At 70.7% G+C, this 18267-nt stretch carries 13 protein-coding genes; 2 read left to right on the top strand and 11 right to left on the bottom strand.

Annotated elements, in window-relative coordinates; translation table 11 throughout:
* Positions 1-7: 7 nt before the first annotated feature.
* The 11 genes from TU31_RS06115 to TU31_RS06065 all read right to left on the bottom strand — a co-directional run bounded on the left by TU31_RS06115 (position 8) and on the right by TU31_RS06065 (position 15041).
* A complete protein-coding gene (locus TU31_RS06115; protein ID WP_042150452.1) occupies positions 8-991 on the bottom strand; it encodes a clavaminate synthase family protein in 984 nt (327 codons plus the stop codon).
* Entirely contained in the window at positions 991-1227 is a 237-nt protein-coding gene (locus tag TU31_RS06110; protein ID WP_042150449.1) for an MbtH family protein, read from the bottom strand. The genes TU31_RS06115 and TU31_RS06110 overlap by 1 nt, the downstream gene beginning before the upstream one ends.
* Positions 1224-2219 (bottom strand): 2,3-diaminopropionate biosynthesis protein SbnA, encoded by a 996-nt coding sequence (sbnA, locus tag TU31_RS06105; protein WP_042150444.1) that lies wholly within the window; start codon positions 2217-2219, stop codon positions 1224-1226. The genes TU31_RS06110 and sbnA overlap by 4 nt, the downstream gene beginning before the upstream one ends.
* A 14-nt stretch (positions 2220-2233) precedes the next feature.
* Complete coding sequence (gene sbnB / locus TU31_RS06100) at positions 2234-3271, bottom strand: 2,3-diaminopropionate biosynthesis protein SbnB (RefSeq protein ID WP_042150442.1); 1038 nt, start codon at positions 3269-3271, stop codon at positions 2234-2236.
* Positions 3272-3335: 64 nt separating this feature from the next.
* The gene (locus TU31_RS06095) at positions 3336-4331 is read right to left on the bottom strand and encodes a TauD/TfdA family dioxygenase (protein WP_181018551.1); all 996 of its coding nucleotides are present in this window, start codon (positions 4329-4331) and stop codon (positions 3336-3338) included.
* On the bottom strand, positions 4315-6846 hold the full coding sequence (locus tag TU31_RS06090) for a non-ribosomal peptide synthetase (protein WP_245698434.1): 2532 nt from the start codon (positions 6844-6846) through the stop codon (positions 4315-4317). The genes TU31_RS06095 and TU31_RS06090 overlap by 17 nt, the downstream gene beginning before the upstream one ends.
* 166 nt (positions 6847-7012) lie before the next feature.
* Entirely contained in the window at positions 7013-8416 is a 1404-nt protein-coding gene (locus TU31_RS06085) for a cation:proton antiporter (RefSeq protein WP_052718832.1), read from the bottom strand.
* Positions 8410-8988, bottom strand: a complete 579-nt coding sequence (locus TU31_RS06080; protein WP_078885577.1) for a flavin reductase family protein — start codon at positions 8986-8988, stop codon at positions 8410-8412. The genes TU31_RS06085 and TU31_RS06080 overlap by 7 nt, the downstream gene beginning before the upstream one ends.
* Before the next feature lie 144 nt (positions 8989-9132).
* Positions 9133-10677 (bottom strand): tryptophan halogenase family protein, encoded by a 1545-nt coding sequence (locus tag TU31_RS06075; protein WP_042150437.1) that lies wholly within the window; start codon positions 10675-10677, stop codon positions 9133-9135.
* 113 nt (positions 10678-10790) lie between these two features.
* Complete coding sequence (locus tag TU31_RS06070; RefSeq protein WP_052718830.1) at positions 10791-11972, bottom strand: cytochrome P450; 1182 nt, start codon at positions 11970-11972, stop codon at positions 10791-10793.
* 99 nt (positions 11973-12071) lie between these two features.
* Positions 12072-15041 carry an AfsR/SARP family transcriptional regulator gene (locus tag TU31_RS06065; RefSeq protein ID WP_275451770.1) on the bottom strand — a complete coding sequence of 990 codons (2970 nt, stop codon included), beginning with the start codon at positions 15039-15041 and terminating at the stop codon, positions 12072-12074.
* A gap of 889 nt (positions 15042-15930) precedes the next feature.
* Here TU31_RS06065 and TU31_RS06060 point away from each other — a divergent pair.
* Together TU31_RS06060 and TU31_RS06055 are read left to right on the top strand one after the other, a co-directional pair.
* Positions 15931-16926, top strand: a complete 996-nt coding sequence (locus tag TU31_RS06060) for an alpha/beta hydrolase (RefSeq protein WP_042150434.1) — start codon at positions 15931-15933, stop codon at positions 16924-16926.
* Positions 16919-18199 carry an acyltransferase family protein gene (locus TU31_RS06055; RefSeq protein WP_042150431.1) on the top strand — a complete coding sequence of 427 codons (1281 nt, stop codon included), beginning with the start codon at positions 16919-16921 and terminating at the stop codon, positions 18197-18199. The genes TU31_RS06060 and TU31_RS06055 overlap by 8 nt, the downstream gene beginning before the upstream one ends.
* The last annotated feature ends 68 nt before the right edge of the window (positions 18200-18267 follow it).

The raw sequence follows: 18267 nt of genomic DNA, 5'->3' as shown, positions 1-18267 counted from the left end.
GAGGCTGTCAGTCAAGGACGTAACCGTCTCCGGACCGGGACCCGCGGGAGCGGCGCAGATCGGTGAGGACGAAGGTGCGCTGGAGCCAGCGGTCGCGGCCGTCGTAGCGGGGCTGGAAGGCGCTGCGTCCATGGGTGGTAACCCGGTTGTCCACGATCGCCAGATCGCCGGGGGCCAGCACCGTGCTCTGGCCGGTCCGCTCGAAGGCGTCCCCGAGCTCGTCCATCGCCCGGCGGGCCCGGTCGGTGACCGGCTTGGTGGCCGCGAAGTCGATCCGCAGATCCGGGTCCTCGGGCGCCCCGAAGATCACCGGGTGCGGTGCGGTGCCGCCGTCCGACCCACCGAAGGACGGCGGGGGAGCGGTGACGAACTCCGGTGCGGCCAGCACCGCCCGGGTCTCCTCGCTCAGCAGCGGCATCGCCGCGCGGATACCGGCGGTGCGCAGCGCGGCGACCTTCTCGTGGTCGGCGCGCAGGCACAGCAGCATGACGAAGTCGGGGCGGTGCGGATGGAAGGCGTTCTCGTTGTGGAAGGTCAGCAGGACCGAGCCCGCGTTCCCCTGGAACTCCTCCTTCCCCGGAACCGGCACCACGTCCTGCACCAGGGCGCCGGTCTTCTCCGGCCGGAAGGCGGCCGGGTCGCCGAGACCGCAGGCCACCATCGTCAGCACCGCGGCGGCCACCGAGCCCGCCCGCTGTACGGAACCGGCGCCGGACGGGGTGTCGGGCAGCGCGGCCTCGTCCACCGGCAGACCGCGCAGCAGCAGCACACCGCTGCGCCCGGAGTCGCGGCGGAACTCGTGCAGCGGCCGGCGCAGCCCGAGCGGCAGCTCCGACCAGCCGGTGCGCGCGGCATCGACCCACTCGGCGCTGTCCACCAGGGCGGCACCGGCGGACATCACCCGGCGGGCGGCCTGCTCCGCCGCCACGGATTCGTCCGGGGTCAGCGACGCGACCCGCGCCGCCGCCCCGGTATCGAGGGTCACGGTCATCAGGAGGCCGCCTTCGCGGTGCCGGCGGAGTCCTCCATCGCACGGACGAGACTCAGCGGACGCATATCGGTCCACTGCGCGGCGATGTACTCCAGGGCCTCGGCGCGGCCGGTCTCGGGCAGGGCGGCCTTCCAGCCGTCCGGGACCTCGGCGAACGCCGGCCAGAGGGAGTACTGGCCCTCGTCGTTGACCAGGGCCAGGTAGCGGCCCTCGGCGTCCTCGAACGGGTTGGTCATCGTATTGCCTCTCTCGTCTCATGACTGGGGTGCGCGGGCCCGAGCGTGTCCTCGCCGTAGACGCCCTGCACCCAGTTGGTGTGGTAAACGGTGTCGAGATAGCGCTCGCCCATATCGGGCGAGATGGCGACCGAGGAGAGCCCCGCCGGTCCGCCGCGCTCCGCCAGCCACCGGTCGGCGCCGCTGACGACCGTCCCGGTGGAGCCGCCGAACAGAAAGCCGCGCCCGGCCAGCCGGTGGCACATGCGCACGGTGTCCGGCTCCGGGACGAGCACCACATCGTCGATGAAGTCCTCGTCCAGCAGCGCCGGACGGACCCCGGAGCCCAGGCCCGGGATCATCCGGGGGGACGGCGGGTGGCCGAAGGCGACCGAGCCGACACTGTCGACGGCCACGATGCGGACCCCGGGCCGGTGCTCCTTGTACCAGCGGGCGCAGCCCATCAGGGTCCCGGTGGTCCCCGCCCCGACGAAGAGCACGTCCAGCTCGGGGTAACTGCGGTGGATGCCGGGGGCCGTGTACCGGTAGTGCGCCCGCCAGTTGGCGGGGTTGACGTACTGGTTGAGCCAGACGTACCGCGCGTCCTCCTCGCACAGCTTGCGTACGTAGGCGATCCGCGCCCCGAGGAAGCCCCCTTCGGGTGCGGGCTCCGCGATGGTGTGGACGGTGGCGCCGAGCGCCTCCATCAGCCGCTTGGAGGCCAGATTGCACCGGGAGTCGGTGACGCAGACGAAGCGGTAGCCCTTGCTGGCCGCGATGACGCTCAGTGCGACGCCCAGATTGCCGGACGAGGATTCCACCAGAACGGAACCGGGGGACAGCCGCCCGGCCTCCTCCGCGGCCTCGACCATTTCCAGCGCGGCCTTCTGCTTCACCGATCCGGTGAAATTGAAGCCCTCGCACTTGAGGTGGAGCGGGATTCCGAGTACGGCGTCGAGATCGACGTACAGGTCTTCCTCGTTGAATTCCTGTGGAGCCGAAATAGTCGGCACGGGTGCCTCCCGCCCTAGCCGTAACGGCGCATCTCGTGAAAGAAATCGTCGACGATCTGCAACTCGCCGGATTCCTTCACGGATTCGTAGACATGCCTGCCGAGTGCCAGATCCAGCACTCCCAGGCCGAACGGGGAGAAGATCACCGGCCGGTCGGCCGGCGGCTGCACCTTCCCCGTGAGGACGTCGTACAGCGTGCCGTCGAGGAAGTCCCGGTGGCCCACCCGCTGTTCCGCCAGGTGCACCGAGGTGTCCGCCTTCAGGCAGTGCTCCACGTCGTCCACGATGTTGGCCGCGCCGAGCACCACCTCGGGTGACAGATCGCGCAGCGAGACATGCAGTACCAGCGGGTTGTGCGCGAACCAGCCGGGCTCGGTGACATGCGGGGTGCCGGCGACGGTGGCGAAGACCACGAGGTCGCAGGAGCGGATCAGCTCCTCGGCGGAGCCGTGCACGGTGACCGTGCCGGACTCGCCTGACTGGCGGAGGTAGTCGGCGAAGCCTCCCGCGTGTGCCGCTGACAGATCGTGCACCCCGATCTCGTCGAACTCCCAGCCGGTGCGCGCCAGATAGGTGTGGATGTAGCGGGCGATCAGCCCGACGCCGAAGAACCCGATCCGGGCCGGCCGGGTGCCGCGCGCGGCGGAGATCCGGTCGGCGGCGAGCGCCGCGGAGGCCGCGGTGCGCGCCGCGCTGATGATGGAGCTCTCCAGACACGCCAGCGGGTAGCCGGTGTCATGGTCGTTGAGGATCAGTACCGCCGAGGCGCGCGGGATACCGGCCCCGACGTTCTCCGGGAAGCTGGAGATCCACTTCAGGCCGTCCGTGGGCCGCTCGCCGCCGATCGAGGCGGGCAGCGCGATGATCCGGGAGGACGGGCGGTCGGGGAAGCGGAGGAAGTACGACGGCGGGTTCACCGTCTCGCCTCCGCCGTGCAGCCGGTAGGCCGTCTCGATCAGGTCGACGACGCCCTGGTGGTGCGCGTCGAGGACCCGGTGCACCTGGGCTCCGGAGATGACGGAGAACGAAGGCGCAGCGTGCTGCTGGGGCATGTGAAGCTCCGTGGAACCGTAGAGGAGAGGAGGGAGGGCCGGTCTTCCGGCCCGGCCCGGCCTGTCAGGTGGCGGACGGCAGGACGTGTCCGTCGAGGCGCACCGGGTCGCCGAAGAGCGCCACGATCTCGCGGTCGCCCTCGTACGCCTCGCGGCTGTGCGCCATCCGCAGGTTGTCGACCACGAGCAGGTCGCCGGCCTGCCACGGCTCCCGTACGGTCGCCGCCGTGTACGCCTCGTTGATGGTCTCGACGACCTGCGCCGGGACCGGCTCGCCGTCGCCGTGGAAGGTGGTGAACGGCAGCGCGTCCGGCCCGTACAGGGACACCAGGTACTCGCGCACCGCCGGGTCCATGGTCAGCTCGTTGAGGAAGGCGATCTGGTTGAACCAGAGCCGCTCGCCGGTGGCGGGGTGGCGCACCACCGCCGCGCGGTGCTGCACGGTCCGCAGCGAGCCGTCCGGCAGCCACTCGTGGTCCAGGGCGTGCGCCCGGCAGTACGCGTCGACCTGCCCGGGGTCCTCGGTGCCGAACGATTCGCTCCAGCTGACGCCGATGTCACGGTAGTTGCGGGCCAGCCGCCAGCCGTCGCGGGCGAAGCGCTCCACCAGGCCGTCGGGCAGTGCCGCCAGCACCGTCCGGGCGTCGGCCACGGCGGTCGCGCCACCGGAGCGGGGCGCCGTCAGACAGCCGAACAGCGCGATGCCGGGCACCTCGTCGCCGTAACTGCGCTCATGGTGCATGCACATCGGCTCGTCGGCCGGCCACTCCGAGGCGCCGTACACCCCGTCGCCGAAGTCGGTCCGGCCGGTGAAGCCCTCCCGCTCGGTCATCGGGGTCACCCCGAGCGCCCGCGCGGCGCGGCCCAGATCGGCGGGGGCCGCCAGACCCAGGCCCCGGACGAGCAGGGCGCCGTGCCGGGCGAGCAGATCGCGGACGGTCCCGTCGGGGAGGTCCGGACCGGTCAGCCGGAGGACCGGCGTCCGGCCCTCGCCGAGGAGCAACTCGGCGCCTTCGCCGAGGGTTTCGGGGACGGCCGGGCCGTCAAACGTGGCTGTCAACTGGCTGCCTTCCTGGGTTCGGAGCCTCGGCGGCCCGGCGGTCGAGCAACGCCGCGCAGTCCGCGAGAACCGGGTGCTGCTGGAGTTCGACGGGCGTCACCACACGGTCCAGCGCGATCGCCAGCCGCAGCATGGACAGCGAGGTCCCGCCGCTGTCGAAGAAATGGGAGTCCCGGCCGATCCGGCCGGCCGGCACCTTCAGGACCTGGGACCACAGCTCGGCGAGCCGCCGCTCGGTGCCGGTGCGCAGCTCCACGCCGCCGTCCGCGGACTCCTCCTGCCCGGCGAGCCGGGTCAGCGCCTTGCGGTCGATCTTGCCGTTGGCGGTGAGCGGCAGTACGTCGAGCCGGCGGAACCGGCTGGGGATCATGTAGCCGGGCAGCGCCGCGCCGAGTGCCTTCAGGAGCCGTTCGTCGGAGAGTTCCTCGCCGCTGTGGAAGGCCACCAGCTGCCGGCTCTCGCCCTCCCCCGTGACGACGACGGCACTGTCCCGCACCCCGTCGACCCGGAGCAGCTGGTTCTCCACCTCGCCGATCTCGATCCGGAAGCCGCGGATCTTGACCTGGGCGTCCCGGCGGCCGAGGAACTCCAGCCGCCCGTCCGGCAGCCACCGGCCGAAGTCCCCGGAGCGGTACATCCGTTCACCGGGCAGCAGCGGATCGGGCATGAAGGCGGCCCGGGTGCGCTCCTCGTCGTTGACGTACCCCCGGCCGACGCAGACGCCGGAGAACAGGATCTCGCCCGGGGAGCCGAGCGGCACCGGACGCAGCCGTTCGTCGACGATATGGATCCGCACATTGGCGACCGGCCGGCCCAACGGCACCGAGGCCTGTTCGGGCACCCGGCGCATCACCTCGTGGTTGGTGTCGTCCGACGTCTCGGTCAGGCCGTACGCGTTGACCAGCGCGACGTCGGGGAACGTGGCGAACCAGCGCTCCACCAGCTCCTTCTTGAGCGCCTCGCCGGTCGCCGACACATGGCGCAGCCGGGGCAGCGCGCGGGGGCTGCGCTCCAGCTCCGTCAGCACCACTTCGAGATAGGAGGGCACGGCCTGGAGGACCTCGACACCGCCGGTGGCGAGCGTCTCGATGAAGCGTGCCGTGTCCAGGATGTCCGGCTGCCCGATGATCAGGGTGCGTCCGCCGACGGCCAACGCGGCCACCAGCTGCCACAGGGAGATGTCGAAGCACTGCGGCGCGGTCTGTGCGACCACCCGGCCCTCGGTGATCTCCAGATCGTCGATCTTGGCGAGCAGATGGTTGAGGAAACCCGCGTGCTCGCACACGGCACCCTTGGGCGCCCCGGTCGAGCCCGAGGTGAAGTAGATGTACGCGCTCTGCCCGGCGGCCACCGGCACACCGGGGTCGGTGACCGGATGGTCCCCGGCGAGCAGCTCCGCCAGATGGTCCGCGCGCACGCCCGGCAGCCCGGCCAGCGCCTCGGCCAGGCCCGGGGACGCGTCCCGCTCGGTCAGCACCCGGCGGCAGTCGGCGCGCACCAGCATGCCGGTGATCCGGTCGGCCGGGAAGTGCGGCTCCACCGGCAGATAGACGCCACCCGCCTTGAAGACGGCCAGCACGGCGACCAGCCAGGGGAGATTGCGCTCGGTGACCACCGCGACGACGTCCTCGTCGCGCAGCCCGCCGTGGCGCAGCGCGTGGGCGACGCGGTTGGCGCGCTCGTTGAGTTCCCGGTAGCTCCAGGACTCGGTGCCGTGGACGGCGGCGATGTCGTCCGGCCGCAACCGCACCTGGTCCTCGAACAGTTCATGCACCCGGCGGTCGGGCAGCTCCCGCCGCGGGCCCGCGAACTCGGCCAGCTGCTGGGCGATCTCCCGCTCCGGCACCGGGCTCCACTCCTGGTGGTCCGCCTCGGGCCGCTCGGCCAGTTCGCGCAGCGCGGCGAGCAGATAGCCGGCGAACCGGCCGGCCTGCTCGCCGTCCAGTGCGCCGGGGCGGTGGCTCAGCACCAGGTCCAGCCGGTCCCCGGTCCGGGAGAGGCCGGCGGCGAGCACGGTGCCGGCGGTCAGGTCCTCGGGGCCGGCCGCCCGGCCGTCGACCAGGACGGTGTCGAACAGCGGCTCCGTGCGGCCCGTCTCGGTGCGCAGTTCGTCGAGGACCCGCGGGGAGTGCCGCCGCACCCCGTCCGCCCACTGGGCGACCTCGGTGGCGAGTTCCGCCCACGAGCCGCCGGGAAGCGCGGCCCAGAGCGGCAACGGGCCGTTCTCCGGGGCTTCTTGCCGGTCTTTCCGCGCTCCCTTTCCGGGCAGATATCCGGTCACCACGGAGGAATCACCCGTGACCGCCGCCAGCACCCGTACATAGGCGGTCAGCAGCAGGGTGTCGGGGGAAAGGCCCTGCCGTTCCGACCGGAGAAGCAGGGCTTTCGCGGTGCCGGCGGGTATCGCGGTGCGGCATACGGCAGGGGAATCCGCCGGATTCCTCGACCACCGGGGCAAGGGGGTGTATCCGCCGCCGAGAACTCTTTGCCAGAATGCGCGGTCCGCAGCCGTCACCGCAACCTCCCTTGTGGCCATGCCGGTTGTCATGGCTCGGTACTGTCCATGAGCGAACAAGACGCTAGGTCGGCGGCTTATTGGCCAGATATCGTGCCGCCGACCACAGGCGATACTCCGAAGGGCACGGGCCGGGAAAAGGCGACCGGCCGCGCGGGCGCCCGCCTCAGCCGTCCGCCCGGAGCGGAGCGCCCTGGAGGGCGGGGACGGCCGGGCCGTCGGAATCCGCGGGCGGACCGTCGCTCTCCCCGGGCGGGGGCTCCGGCGGTTTCGTGCCCAGCAGTTTGAGCATCGGGCCGGTCATCGCGGTGGTGCCGACCGCCATGAGGACCAGCACCGTCAGGCCCGTCGTGCTGATCAGATGGCGCTGCCAGCCGATGCCGGCGACCACCAGCTCGGTGACGCCGCGGCAGTTCATCAGCGTGCCGAAGCGCAGCGCTTCCTTCGGCCGGTAGCCCATCATCCGGGCGGCGCCCCCCGCACCGACGAGCTTCGTCAGCGTCGCCACGACGATGACAGCGGCGAGAACCAGCCAGTGCCACGGGTCCCGCCCCAGGGCCCCGACCGACACATTGAGCCCCACACCGGCGAAGAACAGCGGCAGCAGCACGGTCAGCGTGAAGCCCTGGAGCTGCTGGTTCATCCGCTCGGTGACCTTGGAGTCACGCGGGATCGCCGTACCGAACAGGAACGCCCCGATGACCGCGTGCAGCCCCAGCAGATGCGTCAGCACGGCATAGCTGATGGCGCCGACCAGCAGCAGCGGCAGCAGCGTCCCCTTGCCGGGCCGCTCCTCCGCCCGGCGCACCGCGGTCGCCAGCAGCGGACGCACGACCAGCGCCGTGAACACCACCAGGGCCACCACCAGCGCGATGGTGCTGCCCATGTCGGAGGCGGCACCGGACCCGGTCGCGGCGAGGATCACGGTCAGCGCGAGCCAGGCGATCCCGTCGCCCACCGCCGCACTGGCCAGCGCGAACTGGCCGATGGGGGTGCGGTCCAGCCGCAGGTCGGTGAGGATCCTGGCGAGCACCGGCAGGGCGGTCACCGACAGGGCCAGCCCGAAGAAGCAGAGGTAGCCGACGGCGTGCGGGGACGAGCCCTGCAACATGTCGGGGGCCGCCGCGGCGAGCCCGAGCCCGGCCACGAACGGCAGGCCCATCGCGCCGAGCACGCTCACCCCGAGCGTCCCGACGGCCTTCTTGGGGCTCTCCATGCGCAACTCGCAGCCGAGCAGGAACATGAAGACGATCAGCCCGAGCTGCGCCACCGTGTTGAGGGCGGAGACGACATCGGGGGAGAGCAGCCAGGACTGCCCGGACGGCCACAACCAGCCCAGCAGCGAGGGGCCGAGCAGCAGACCGCCGAGGATCTCCCCGATCACCAGGGGCTGGCCGAGACGGCCCAGCAGCGCGCCCAGCAGATGGCTGAGCAGGATGATCACCATGACGGCGAGCAGGAACCTGGCCGTCGTGTCGACCTCGGTCGACGACCCTCCGGAGCCCAGCCGGCCCCACCACAGCCCCACGGCACCGAGCAGCAGGACGACGCCTGCGACGACCTTCAGCATGACGTCACCGGGGTGCCGACGGCGAGCGCCGAGGCGGGGACCTCGCCGCCGGGCCAGGACGCGAAGCGCCGCGCCCCGTACAGCAGCGGCGTCCCGGGGCGCTGGGTGACACCGGTGACCGCGCCCACCACCAGGGTGTGGTCGCTCACCTCGACCAGCTTCGTCACCCGACACTCGGCGACCGCGAAGGCGTCGTCGACCAGCCACGGCAGCCCGGCGTCCGGCGAGCGCCGCCAGCCGACCTGGGCGAAGCGGTCCGCGACCTGGTGCGCGAAGACCTCACCGGCCCGCTCCCCGCGGTCGTGCAGCAGGTTCACCGCGAAGGCGCCGTAGGCGCGCAGCGCACCCAGGGTCTCGCCCCGGGTGGTCAGCCAGACCGAGAGGGTCGGCGGCGCGGCGGTCACGCTCGACAGCGAACTGCACGTCAGCCCGCGGGGCCGGTCGTCCGTCCCGTATGTGGTGATCACCGCGACGCCGGTGGGAAAGGCGCCCATCAGCGAACGGAAGTCGTCGGCCGGCACCGGGCGGGTGGCCGTGTCCGGTGCGGACGAGGGTGGGGGAAGGCTAGCCATGGTGAGGTCGTCCTCCGGTTGGGCGCCGGTTCGTCCCGGGACCGGCCCCGGACTCCCGGCCGCACGGGCGGGTGAAGCGCCGACGCCCGTACCCGCCGGGGGGATGGGGGTAGGGGCGTCGGCAGCGGAAGTGAGCCCGGTGGCTCAGCTGTTGAGCGAGGCGATGTACTCGTAGCAGCTGGGCAGGGCGGCGACCAGCTCGTCCGCGTCCGCCCGGAGCCGCGCGAGCTCGGCGCGCGCGTTCGTCGGGTCGATGTGCGCGAGGGAGGGGCGCGGCCGCTCCGGCTCGTGGCCGAGGCCCAGCATCATCGTGATCCAGGAGTACTGCTCGAAGCCGTGGTACGGCTGGTAGATGGTGCGCTCGTCGAGCAGGTGCGAGGTGCCGATGGCGAGGCGCTCGGCGAGCCCGTCGGGCAGGGCGCGGGTCTTGGCCTCCTTCCAGTACGGGGTGTCCTCGCGCTGCGCCGCCTTGTAGTGCAGGACCAGGAACTCCTTGACCCCGTCCAGGACCTCGGCGACCCGGTTGTTGTAGTCGTCGGCCAGGGCCGGGTCCCAGCGCTCGTCCGGGAAGTTCTTCACCAGCTGCTCGATGCCGTGCTGGATGAAGAAGATGCCGGTGGACTCCAGCGGCTCGACGAAGGCGCTCGACAGACCGATGGCCACACAGTTGTTGACCCACGAGCGGCGGTTGCGCCCGATGCGCATCCGGATGTGGTTGGCCTCCAGGTCGTCCTGGCCGGGGGCGACGTGCGCACGCAGGGTGCGCTCCGCCTCCTCCGGGGTGCAGAACTCGTCGGAGTACACATAGCCGTTGCCGTTCCGCCCGAACAGCGGGATGTTCCAGATCCAGCCGGCGTCCATCGCGGTCGCCGTGGTGTACGGGTTCATCCCCGTGGTGGCCTGGTCGGGCTGCGGGACGCGCAGTGCGACGGCGCGGTTGTTCGGCAGTACGTCCTGGAAGGACTCGAACGGCTCCTCCAGGGTCTCGTTGATCAGCATGCCCTTGAAGCCGGTGCAGTCGATGAACAGGTCACCGGTGAGGTCGCCGTGCTCGCGGGTGGCGACATGGCTGATCCAGCCGCGCTCGTCGCGGCCCACCTGGGTCACGTCGTCGACGACATGGCGGACGCCGCGGTCGGTGCCGTACTTGGTCAGGAACTTCGCCAGCAGGGCCGCGTCGAAGTGGTACGCGTACGGGAACTGGGCCCGCTGCTCCTCCAGCGTCGAGCGGCCCAGCGAGCCGTCGAGACCGCCCGCGAACAGGGAACCGTCGAGCAGCCGCGGCGAGCGCTTGGCCTCGCACAGCGCCGGCGTGATGAAGCAGGAACGGTCGAACGGCTCGCTGCGGTCGCCCTCCTGAAGCCACCAGTCGGCCAGGGTGTACCCGTCGGAGGTCCGCAGCCGCTCGAAGGGGTGGTAGAAGTGCTGGCCGGGCTCACGCCAGTTCTCGAACCGGATGCCCAGCTTGTACGAACCGGAGCACTCCGGCATCCATTCGCGCTCGTCCAGGCCGAGATAGTCGAAGAAATGCCGGACCGTGCTGAAGGTCGCTTCACCGACGCCGATGGTCGCGACGCGGTCGGATTCCACCAGAGTGACGTTGATGCGGTCACCGTACGCCGCCTTGAGGTACGAGGCGCTCATCCATCCCGCAGTGCCGCCGCCGACAATGACCACTGAATTAATCACGCTGTGACTCCTGTTGTTCGTGAACGGGCCTCAGAAGGGCGGGTGGGCTGATTCACGCACAGAAGTTAGACAGGTGCATTTTTACTTCGTTATCGGGAAACGGGCGATCTATATTAGTCACGCCGGGCCGTCATCGGCAGATTCTTCGCGCCATACATTCCGCGGGCGTGATAGGCGACGTCGCGGCCGTGGTCGACGCGCAGTTCACGGAAGGTGTCCAGCAGGGCATTGAGCGCCACCTCCGCCTCCAGCCGGGCCAGCGGCGCCCCCACACAGAAGTGTCCGCCGCGCCCGAAGGCGACATGCCGGTTGGGCGTCCGCCGGATATCGAAGCGGTGCGCGTCCGGGAACTGGTCCTCGTCATGATTCGCCGAAATCACCCACGGCGTGACCATCCGGTCGGCCGGGATGAGATGGCCGCCCACCTCGACATCGGTCACGGTGACCCGGCTGACCGTGGTGAAAGGCGAGCGGAACCGCAGCACTTCCTCAATCGCGGAGGGGATCAGTGAGCGGTCGGCGCGCAATTCCGCATAGGCGTCCGGATGGCTGTCGAGGCACTGCATGGCATTGCCGATCAGCAGTGTCGTCGTGAGATGCCCGGTCAGAAAGAGGATTCCGGTGAATTTCACGACTTCGTCGTCGGTGAGCCGTTCCCCGTCGATCTCGGCGGTGGCCAGCCGGCTGATCAGGTCGTCCTTCGGGTCCGTCCGGCGCTTTTGGCAATGCCCCAGCAGATACTCGTCCATCTCGCGGGTCGCGGCCTGGAACGTGGCGACGAAATCCTCCGGCGCGATCGGCTGGTCGCCGAGCGCGATGAACCGGTCCGCCCACACCCGGAACAGATCACGGTCCGAGGCGGGCACCCCCAGCAGCTCACTGATGACGATCACCGGCAGCGGATACGTCAGCACGTCCACCAGGTCGAACCGCTCCGCGTCGACCGCGGTCAGCAGCTCGTTCGTCACCGCCGCGATACGGGGTTCGAGCCCGGCCACCGTCTTCGGGGTGAAGGCCTGATTGACCAGCCGGCGCAGCTTGCCGTGGTCCGGCGGGTCCATCGAGTTGATGTGGCCCTCGGTCAGCGGCTTCAGATGGGGCATGACCCGGCTGGAGTCGTTGGAGAAGGTCTTCGGGTCGGAGATGACCTGCTGCACGTCCTCGTAGCGGAAGACGTGATACGGCCCGTCGCCCTCCTGCCACACGGGGTGCTCGGACCGCATCCTGCCGAGCCAGTCGAACAACTCGTTGCTGCCGTCGGCATCCGGGACGGCGATCTCGTCGCGCACAGTCATCTGAACCTCTATCGGTGGTGCCGGCTCGAACGGCAGCGGACGCTACCCCGCACCGTTTTCCGCGCGTTATCGGCACGGCACCCCCCGCCGCCCCCCGGGTCACCGCCCGGGCAGCGTCCGCCCCCCACAGGTCTCCGCCGACAGCCGGCTGATGTCCGCGCTCGCCTGCAACTCCCCCCACACGGAACCGATCTCGTGGAAGGTGTTGCGCGCGATCAGCAGATGCTGGCTCGCCCGGGTGAGCTGGTTCAGCTGCTGGCTGCACGCGCCGAGCGCCAGATGGACCTTGGCGAGGAGGAAGAGGTCGTCGACCCGCTCCGCGATCTCCAGGGCGTCCGCCAGAATGCTCTCCGCCTCGACGTACTGGCCCCAGGCCACCAGGGTCTCCCCGAGACCCATCAGCGCATACGCCTCACCGCGGGTGTCGCCCTTGCTGCGCACGATCCGCAGCACCCCGTCGTACGACTGCTTGGCGGCCTCGAAACGGCGCTGCTTCACATAGGCGGCGGCCAGCCGGTTGAGCGCCTGGGCGGCGCCGCGGGTCTCGCCCAGTGCGGTGGCGATCCGCACGGCCTCCAGCGAGAGCCGTACCGCGGCGTCCGGGTTCCCCCACTCCAGTTCGATCTGGGACATCTGGTTGAGGGTGTGTGCCTCGGCGGACGCGTCGCCCACCACCCGGAAGGTGTTGCGTGCCTCGTCCAGCCGGCTCATGGCCGACCGGAGCCCGCCCTGCACCCGGTCGGTGATCGCCATGTTGCGCAGCGTCAGTGCGCGCCCGTGCACCTCCCGCACGCTGTCGAAGAGCTGGTAGGCCCGGTTGAAGAGCGGCATGGCGGCGTCGAAGCGCTGCTGGAACATCTCCACGGAGGCGAGTTCGTAGCACATCGCCGCCTCACCGCGGACGTTGCCCGCGTTCCGGTTCGCCTCCAGCGCCTTCTCGCTGACCGCCCGCCAGTCGTCGTAGTAGTTGCGCGTCTCGAAGAGCACCACGCTGGACATCGCCAGGTCCCAGGCGAGCTCCTCCATCCGGAGCGTGCAGGACTGGAGGATCGAGGCGACCAGGGACGGGCGCTCGGCCTCGAACCAGTCGAGCGGCGACCTGAGGAGCCTGGCGACGAGCGGGGCATCGAGGTGCCGGCGCGGCGTCGACCCGTGGATGATCGCGAAATCGCCGCCGTACTCCCGGATATGGCCCTGCTCCGCCAGCGTGAGATAGGTACGGAAGACCCGGTGCAGCGCGGCGCGGCGCTTGTCCTCGGACTCGTCGGACTCGGCCCGCTCCCGTGCGTACAGCCGCAGCAGATCGTGGAAGCGGTAGCGCATGGTGCCGGTGGCGTCGCTGCCGATCGGGGTGAGCAGATGGGCGTCCACCAGCCGCTCGATCATGTCCTCGGCGTCGGCCGGTGAGACATCGAGCAGCGCGCCGCCCACCCACGCCGGGAAGTCCGGTACGTCGAGCAGACCGAGCAGGCGGTACATCCGCGCCGTCTGTTCGGTCAGGCCGCGGTAGCTGAGGGCGAAGCTGGCGCGCACCTCCAGGCCGCCGGTGCTGAGTTCGTCGAGCCGGCGGTGCTCGTCGCGGAGCCGGTCCACCAGGTGCTGTACGGACCAGTGCTGCTTGGCGACCAGACGGGCGGCGGCGATCCGCAGGGCGAGCGGAAGCCCGTCGCACAGCCGGCAGAGCTCGTTGACCGCGGCCCGCTCCGCGGTGGCCCGGTCCGCACCGGCGATCTTGGTGATCAGGGTCTGGGACTCGTGGGAGGTCATCAGCCCCAGATCGACCCGGACCGTGCCGGAATCGGCCGCGAGCTGTTCCCGGCTGGCCGCGAGGACACTGCTGCGGCCGCTGCCCGGCAGGAGCGGTGTGATCTGGTGCATCGCGCGAACGTTGTCAAGCACGATGAGCGACTTCCGGTCGGCGAGCACACTGCGGTAGAGCGAGGCGAGCTCGGCGGGATCGGACGGTATCTGATCCCCGGGCACACCGAGCGCCCGCAGGAAACGCCCCTGAAGGGCGGCCGCGACGAAGGCCGGCTCCTTGCCGTCGTACTGCGCCAGATCGGCGTACAGCTGACCGTCCGGGAATTCCGCGGCGACCTTATGGGCCCAGTGCACGATGAGGCCGGTCTTGCCGACTCCGGCCACTCCGGTGATCAGGCCGATACGCGGGGATTTCTCCCCGAGCAGCCGGTCGAGCCGCGCGAGTTCCGCCGCCCGGCCCTGGAAAAGATCGACGTCCGGCGGCAGCTGCGCGGGCACCACCATGGGCTTGACTTGCACCGGAAGCGTCAGTCCCGGGTCGTCCTGAAGAATGGACGCGTGCAATTCCTTTATTGCCACGCTCGGTTCGAGGCCCAGTTCATCGACGAAGTTGCGCCGCCACATCCGGAAACCCTCGGTCGCCTCGGCCCGGAGTCCGGCGCGGTACTGGGCGAGCATGAGGTTGTACCGGAGCTGTTCGTGCAGCGGGGAACTGTTCGCGATCGTGGTCAGCTCGGAGATGATGTCCTGGTGGTGGCCCAGGGCGAGTTCGACCTCGGACCAGGCCTCATAGGCCGCGTAGCGCCGCTCGTCGAGCCGGGTCGCCTCGTCCTCGACCGGCCGCCCCGTCACTCCCGCGAGCGCCGGCCCCTTCCACAGGTCGAGGGCCTGCCGGTAGAGGACCCGGCCCTGTTCGTGGCGGCCCTGCTTGACCTGCGCGGCGGCCTCGGCGACGAGGGAGGTGAACTGGAGGGCGTCGAGTTCGCTCCCGGCGGTCTCCAGCCGATAGCCGGGATGGGTCGTCAGAATGACATCGCCGTCGACGCCCGCCTGTTTGAAGGACTTGCGCAGCGCCCCGATGCAAATTGCCACCTGTGTCCTGGCCGTGGCCGGAGGCTCATCTCCCCATACCGCGTCGACCAGGCTGTCGACCGATACGACACGACCCCAGGCGAGGATCAGCATGGTGAGAATGGTGCGCTGCCGGGGACCGTGGACCCCTACGATCCGGCCACTGTCGGTGATGACCAATAGCGGTCGGAGTACGGAGTATTTGACGGCGCGAGGTATGGAACGGTCTTCTGGCATGGCTGTGTTACCCCCCGTGTAGCACGACCGCTAGGCCCGTGATCCAGCCACTATAGGGATCGTAACGCGATCACTGAGCGTGGCTCCTGCCGAAGGCCTGGCCAGAGGTCTACTCCACCACTTTTGCGGGCTTTCGCGCCGTGATTTTTGTTGCCGAACGGGGCATCGCAGCGGCGGGGTGCTGGCCGGGAACCGCCGTTGCGGAGCACCGTCGAGGAGGGGAGGGTGTCCTGCGGGTGCCGGGCGGGGTGATCCGGCCGGAGGGTGGCAGACAGTCGCATGGCACTGACGGCCAATCAAAACCGTTTGACAAAAGCCGCATCGGTCGATCAATTTCCGAATTGGGCCTCGTTGCACCGGAGTTCACCGTACCGACACCCGCACGCAGCCCCGTCCTGTCGGACTGAAGGCCCACGGCTTCCTCCCGGCCGACCCGGGAAAGTCGGCCAATAACGATGTGAAGCCGTCTCCGGATAAATTTATGCCTCATGGCATCGACGGTCGACCACCGTTCGTGCACGTATTCACTAGGGGGAATCATGACTGCGATACTTGGCGCCACTACCCAGCGTGTCATTCTCGTGCTCGCACCGGCCCTTATCGCCTGCGCCACCTTAGAGTTCCCCGATACCGTCCGCGTCCCGCACCAGGCCGTATCCGCGTATCCCCTGGGCAACCAGGACTGGGTGTGACAGCGGGGCAGGGGGCCCGGGGCCCGCTCGCCGGGCCCGTCCGTGCCCTGGCCGGGGCGGCCCCCGGCCCGCACCGGGTAGTCGACCCCCTACCTGAGAGCTACCGCGAAGAGCGTTCCTCAGCGTGATTCCTCCCGCCGGTCCTGTCATTAACCTCCTCTTCCAGTTCCCCGAACGGACAGGAAGGACGGCCGGCGATGCGCGCTGCACGTCTCAGGCGTGGGCTGGCGATGGCCCTCACCGCATGCTCCATCGTGGTGACGGTCGCCGCCGCGGCACGGTCCACCGTGCCGGGCACGCCGGTGCGGCCCGAACTCCCCGCCGTCCGGGCGGACAACCTGGCGGCGCGGTACGCGGCCAACCACCGCTTCATCGCCGCGTCACAACGCGCGGCCCGCGACATGGGCGACGACGGCCGGGCGAAGGTCCTCGGCCAACTCGCGCGGAAGGACCGCCACTTCCTCTCGTTCAGCCCGCGGGGCGACGGTCAGGTCGTGGAGGTGCTCGGCGACCTCGCCCACGCCGACCGGATCGCGGTCGTGGTGCCCGGTTCGGACACCACCGTCGACACCTTTGACCAACTGGGCACCGTCTACGCCTCGCTGAACGGCGGCGCCCGCGCGCTGCACGCCGAGATGACCAAGCTCCAGCCGCGGCGGAAGACCGCGGTGGTGGCCTGGTACGGCTACCCGGCGCCCCGCACCATGAGTCGGGACATCGTGTCCACCGACCGCGCCCTGGACGGCGGACGCCGGCTGGCCGGACTGCTCGGGGACCTGCGGACGGTGAATGCCGCGGCCCCCGTGACCCTGCTCTGCCACTCCTACGGATCCGTGGTGTGCGCGACCGCCCTGCGCCGTATGGACGCCCCGGCCGAGTCCTCCCTCGCGGACGTGGTGCTCTTCGGCAGCCCGGGGACGGGCGTGCGCTCCCGGGCCGAACTGCGCACCCGGGTCCCGGTCTGGGCGGGCCGGGGAGCCACCGACTGGATCGAAGGCGTGCCCCACGTCAGCCTCGATCTGCTGGGCGAACAGGTCGGGTTCGGCACCGACCCGGTCACCGACGCGTTCGGAGCGCGGATCTTTCCCGCGGGCCCCGGCAGCCACAGCGACTACCTCCGCCCCGGCGGACTCCCGCTGCGCAACATATCCCTGATCGCGCTCGGCCGGGGCACGGAGGTCTCCGATGACTGATCTGGAACTGCGCCCACCGGCACCGGCCCAAAAGCCCCCACTGCCCACGGCCCCCCTGCGCCCCCTTCCCCCGCGGCGCACCCCCTGGCAGGCCCTGCACGCGGCGGTGCTGCGCATCGACGCGGCGACCCCGGCCGGACGGGACCGGGCAGCGGATGTGCTGCGCGCGCTGGCGATCACGGGGGTGGTCCTGGGCCACTGGCTGGTGAGCGGTGTCGTCCTCCAGGCCGGCGGCCACCTGGTCGGGGGCAGCCCGCTGGGCGATCGGCCCGGACTCGCCCCGGTGACCTGGTTATTGCAGCCGCTGGCCGTGTTCTTCCTGGTGGGCGGCCGGGTCAGCGCCCGCAGCTATGAGGCGGCGCTGGCCCGCGGGACCGCCTACCGGACCTGGCTGCGGCAGCGGCTGGCGAGTCTGCTCCGCCCGGCGACGGCGTTCGCCCTCACCTGGGGACTCGTCTGGCTGGGCCTGGTGCTGGCCGGCACCGCGCACGAGACGATCCACACGCTGATGTGGCTGGCGTACTCCCCCCTCTGGTTCCTCGGCGTCTACGCGCTGCTGATCGCGGCAACTCCGCTGGTGCACCGGGCAGGTGCCCGCCTCGCGGTGGCGGCCTGCCTCGTCGTGGCCGCGCTGGACGGCTCGCACATGGCGTTCCCGGACAGCGGCTGGGCCGACGCCCTGCGCCTGCTGAACCTCCCGGCGGGCTGGCTGGTCCCGTACTGCCTGGGCGCGGTCTGGGCGGCCGGCGGGTTCGCCCGCCGCCGGAGCGCGGTGGCGCTGCTGCTCGGCGGGGGCGGTGCCCTGGCGGCGCTGATCGTCTGGGGCGGCTATCCCGCGAGCATGGTCGGCGTCCCGGGCTCCGCCCTCTCCAACCTCAACCCGCCCACCGTCGCGGCGGTCGCCTTCGGCCTGGCGCAGGCGGGCGCGGCCCTGCTGCTGCGCGCCCCCCTGCGCAGCGCGGTGACCGCTCCGGCCGCCACCGCCACGCCCCGGACCCGCGCGACCCCGGCGCAGTTCCTCTGGGCGGCGGTGGCGCTGCTCAACCTCTCGGCGATCACCGTCTTCCTCTGGCACCAGACCGCGATGCTCACCACCACCGTCATCTCGCTGGGCCTCGGGCACACCTTCCCCGGTCTGCACACCAGCCCGGATTCCGCGGGCTGGCTCGCGGCGCGGTGCGGATGGATTCCGGTGTTCGCGGTGGTCCTCGTCGTGCTCGGAACGGCCTTCCGGGACCGGGACGCCACCCGCGCACACCGAAGCAATAACTGAACAATAACGAGATATGAGAAGGTAGTTCGCCACCGCGTCGGCCCGTCGAAGCCCTTCTGTCCGTACGT

The organism is Streptomyces lydicamycinicus, from assembly GCF_000829715.2.
Lineage (GTDB): Bacteria > Actinomycetota > Actinomycetes > Streptomycetales > Streptomycetaceae > Streptomyces > Streptomyces lydicamycinicus.
Note: the sequence above shows the minus strand (reverse complement) of the source record. Positions and strands in the feature narration are given on the sequence as shown.